This window comes from Ewingella sp. AOP8-B2-18 (genome assembly GCF_052376015.1).
Classification (GTDB): domain Bacteria; phylum Pseudomonadota; class Gammaproteobacteria; order Enterobacterales; family Enterobacteriaceae; genus Ewingella; species Ewingella allii.
Genome location: NZ_JBQSVB010000034.1, coordinates 1 through 4,221, shown reverse-complemented (window position 1 = coordinate 4,221; position 4,221 = coordinate 1). Strand labels below are relative to the sequence as shown.

Genomic DNA, 4,221 nt, shown 5'->3' with positions numbered 1-4,221 from the left:
CTTTTCTTTAGACATCGATTGTCCCTCTAAGACACGGTTAAATCGGTGGTATCACCACATCAACCAAGCATTTGCTTGATGAATTATTTTACAGAAAGAAAATCAGGAGGGAGAGAATTGGGAAGTGGTGCTGATAGGCAGATTCGAACTGCCGACCTCACCCTTACCAAGGGTGCGCTCTACCAACTGAGCTATATCAGCACATACTTGGAGCGGGCAGTGGGAATCGAACCCACGTCATCAGCTTGGAAGGCTGAGGTAATAGCCATTATACGATGCCCGCATCCTGGAACTCGGCTACCTGATTGTTCTGAAGAACGAGAAGACGGGGGTAAGGAAATGAGACACTTAACACCTCATCTTCACTTACAAAGCGCTTGGCCTCATAAGTTGCCTTAGTGATAAGGCTTGTTTGGTGGTGGGGGAAGGATTCGAACCTTCGAAGTCGATGACGGCAGATTTACAGTCTGCTCCCTTTGGCCGCTCGGGAACCCCACCAGATTTTAAGTACTTGATTGGTGCCGGCACCAAGAGTCGAACTCGGGACCTACTGATTACAAGTCAGTTGCTCTACCAACTGAGCTATGCCGGCATCAAGTGCTGCGCATTCTAGGGAGACTCGGCGGGGGATGCAACAAAAAAATTGCGAGTTTTGCTCTATCGGTCATGTTTTATGCAAAAAGTGAGGAAAACAGCGTATTCAGCCCCTTTCTCGCCCAAATATTATGCAAAATGAATTTTTTAAATTTTACCGCCTTTTGCTGGCCCTTGGCATCCACAGGCCCGAATCTGCTTGGCTCTGGAAACCCGAGCGGCGCTAATTAGCTGTTATCTCTCTTTAATCTGTATTCAACACAGATATTTCCTTGAGATAACGCAAAGCAGCCTGCCAATCAGGATGCCAAGGTATAAAAATGCGGATTTATGACTTTAGTTAAAAATTTTTAACCCAATCAAAGAATTCGATAAGGTATAAGAAAAATGTCTACGACGAAAATTTAGCTGTCTATAATGGGCAGCTGGTTTACTGTCTGGACTTGGCGTGCGGCGCCTTTCCTGACCTGCGCTAACAGGCAGATTTTAACTTATGAATAAAAGAGACTTATCCTTGGCAACCCCTTATCTACAGTTCGACAGAGCTCAATGGGCAGCCTTACGTGACTCGGTTCCGTTAACACTAAAGGAAACTGAGATCGCGAAATTAAAAGGCATCAATGAGGATCTATCCTTGGAGGAGGTTGCGCAAATCTATTTGCCGCTTTCACGCCTTCTTAATTTTTACATCAGTTCGAACCTTCGCCGCCAGGCAGTCTTAGAGCAGTTCTTAGGCACGGATGGTCAGAAAATCCCTTATGTCATTGGGATTGCGGGCAGTGTCGCGGTAGGTAAGAGTACGACGGCTCGCGTTCTACAAGCCCTTCTGAGCCGCTGGCCCGAGCATAGGACGGTCGAGTTAATTACCACCGACGGATTCCTGTACCCGAATAAGACGCTGCAAGAACGTGGGATCATGAAGAAGAAAGGCTTCCCGCAATCTTATGATATGCATCAGTTAGTTAACTTTGTGTCAGAGGTTAAGTCCGGCGCCAAGAGCGTTACCGCTCCGGTCTATTCGCACCTGATTTATGATGTGATCCCAGATGGCAACAAAGTCATTGAGCAGCCAGACATTCTTATTTTAGAAGGTCTGAATGTCTTACAAAGCGGGATGGATTACCCACACGATCCCCACCATGTCTTTGTGTCTGACTTCGTCGATTTCTCTATTTACGTCGATGCACCTGCAGACCTATTACAAAGCTGGTATATCAATCGTTTCCTCAAATTCCGTCAGGGCGCGTTTGCCGACCCAGATTCTTATTTCCACCACTATGCGAAGCTGCCAGAGGAAGAGGCAGTGAAGATCGCTACGCAACTGTGGAATGAGATCAACGGGTTGAATTTAAAAGAGAATATCCTCCCAACTCGCGAGCGTGCTAGTCTGATAATGACCAAGAGCGCAAACCACGCGGTGGAGAGTGTTCGATTAAGGAAATGACAAAGGAGGGCAAAAGCCCTCCTTTTTAATGCAATCTAACTTCGACTTGTTACCTACCGCGCAGAGATATCTCGCCACCAATGTATGGCTTAATTACCCCGTCTTGTTCGAGCAGTAATGCACCTTGCTGATCGATACCTCGCTCAATGCCATGAATTTCCTGCTCGCCAATCAATAGCTTAACTGGGCGATCGATAAAATTATCCAGGCTGCGCCAGCGGCTTATGAACGGGGCTAACCCATCAATCTCAAACTGGCGCAGTGCCAGACGCAGCTCAGAGAGTAATGTCGCCGTGAGCTGGTTGCGATCGATATGCACGCCAGCTTCTTGCAGATTTATCCAACCTTGATCGATGCTATCGGCAGAGGGTTCACGCATTTTCAAGTTGATGCCGGCGCCAATAACCAGATGCGCCGCATCGCCGGTTTTCCCTGTTAACTCCACTAGAATACCGGCAAGTTTGCGATCTTTAAGGTAGAGATCGTTTGGCCATTTAACGCGAACGTCCTCCGCCCCCAACTTTTGCAGCACTTCGGCCATAATGATGCCGATCACCAAACTCAGGCCCATTGCCGCAGCCGGACCTTGTTCCAGCTTCCAATACATAGAGAGGTAAAGATTGGAGCCGAAAGGAGAGAACCATTTTCGCCCTCTTCTTCCACGGCCTGCTTGCTGATACTCCGCCACGCAAGCATCACCAGACCCCAGCGTGGTGATACGATCTAACAGATACTGGTTAGTTGAGTCGATAACAGGCAGCACGCTGACTCGTCCTTCCGGCAGGAAGGAGAGGATCTGCTGCTCGTCGAGCAATTGAATGGGTGCAGGCAGACTGTAGCCCTTACCAGGAACGGTAAAGATATCAACTCCCCAGTCCCTGACTGTCTGTATGTGCTTGTTGATGGCGGCACGGCTCATGCCTAACTCTGTGCCTAACTGCTCGCCAGAGTGGAACTCGCCGTCGGAAAGGATGGAGATAAGGTGGAGAGGTACGGTGATATCTTTCATGAAAGCGCCTCAACTGCGTTTACTTCACCCACTGATGATATAAAGCGAACCTCTGGCTCTAAATACACACTAAAACGCTCTGCGACGGTTTCTCGCACCAGTTTTGCCAAAGATTTAATGTCCGCTCCGGTTGCACCGTCTCTATTCACCAGCACCAGCGCCTGCTGTTGATGAACACCCGCGCCACCCAAGCTTGTTCCCTTCAGACCAGCCATTTCGACTAACCAACCTGCGGCAAGCTTAACCGTGCCGTCGGCCTGTGGGTAATAAGGCATGGCCGGATACTGGTTCTTCAGAGCATCAGCGATAAGGGCATCGACAATCGGATTCTTAAAGAAGCTCCCTGCATTCCCTGTCACTTTAGGGTCTGGAAGCTTACTGCGACGCATATGACACACTGAATCGAATATTTGTTGCGGGGTTACGCTGACATCATCCAGACGGGTTAAATCACCGTAAGTCAGCTTTGGATGCCAATCCTTACTCAGCCGCAGCCCCACCGCCACGATAGCAAAACCATCGCGATACCCATGTTTGAAGATGCTTTCACGGTAGCCGAACTGGCATTCGCTGGCATCAATACGGCTAATCTCGCCGGTTGCTAAGTTAAGTAAGTCGACATAATCACAGACATTTTGCAGCTCAATGCCGTAAGCGCCAATGTTCTGAATAGGCGCAGATCCCACACAGCCAGGGATCAAGGCTAAGTTTTCGAGTCCAGGGATATTCTTCTCTAGCGTTGAAACGACTAACTGATGCCAATTCTCACCTGCGCCTACATGCAATAACCACTCATGATCATTCTCTTTAATATCAATTCCAAGAATGCGGTTCAGAACAATGTCACCAGAGAAATCATTTAAAAACAGAACGTTACTGCCTTCGCCCAATAATAAGAATGGCTTGTTCGATTTTTTGGCCTCAAGCCAGGCTGCTGATAATTCCGCGGGCGTCGAAGCCGTTATTACGGCGTTAGCATTAGCGTTGATAGCAAAGGTATTGAAAGCCTTTAAAGATGTACCTTGGATCGGCATAACCACATTACTCATTCGTTACTCAATTATGCCCAGTTTAACTGATCCAGCGGTTTACGGCTTATAGAGTTTGATTGTGTTTTTAAGATAGGGAGGATCTTAAGAGAATTAAGGAGGAATGTATGAAGTTTTATTTACCG

Annotated in this window: 3 protein-coding genes and 4 tRNA genes; 1 reads left to right on the top strand and 6 read right to left on the bottom strand. The window is 48.0% G+C overall.

Annotated features, from left to right (window positions below):
* Positions 1 to 125 precede the first annotated feature (125 nt).
* From ACT3RR_RS22820 to ACT3RR_RS22805, 4 genes are all read right to left on the bottom strand, one after another.
* Positions 126 to 201, bottom strand: a tRNA-Thr gene (locus ACT3RR_RS22820).
* Positions 202 to 208: 7 nt separating this feature from the next.
* Positions 209 to 283: transfer RNA gene (locus ACT3RR_RS22815), tRNA-Gly, on the bottom strand.
* Positions 284 to 413: 130 nt separating this feature from the next.
* Positions 414 to 498 (bottom strand) — tRNA-Tyr (locus ACT3RR_RS22810).
* An 18-nt stretch (positions 499 to 516) separates the two neighbouring features.
* Positions 517 to 592: transfer RNA gene (locus ACT3RR_RS22805), tRNA-Thr, on the bottom strand.
* 495 nt (positions 593 to 1,087) lie between these two features.
* Between ACT3RR_RS22805 and coaA the strand changes: the two genes are divergently transcribed.
* Positions 1,088 to 2,038, top strand: coding sequence for a type I pantothenate kinase (gene coaA, locus ACT3RR_RS22800; RefSeq protein ID WP_353500570.1), 951 nt, complete (start codon positions 1,088 to 1,090; stop codon positions 2,036 to 2,038).
* A gap of 49 nt (positions 2,039 to 2,087) precedes the next feature.
* On the opposite strand, the gene birA is transcribed toward coaA, so the two are convergent.
* Together birA and murB are read right to left on the bottom strand one after the other, a co-directional pair.
* On the bottom strand, positions 2,088 to 3,047 hold the full coding sequence (gene birA / locus ACT3RR_RS22795) for a bifunctional biotin--[acetyl-CoA-carboxylase] ligase/biotin operon repressor BirA (protein WP_485904293.1): 960 nt from the start codon (positions 3,045 to 3,047) through the stop codon (positions 2,088 to 2,090).
* Positions 3,044 to 4,081 carry a UDP-N-acetylmuramate dehydrogenase gene (gene murB, locus ACT3RR_RS22790; RefSeq protein ID WP_496201157.1) on the bottom strand — a complete coding sequence of 346 codons (1,038 nt, stop codon included), beginning with the start codon at positions 4,079 to 4,081 and terminating at the stop codon, positions 3,044 to 3,046. The genes birA and murB overlap by 4 nt, the downstream gene beginning before the upstream one ends.
* Positions 4,082 to 4,221 lie beyond the last annotated feature (140 nt).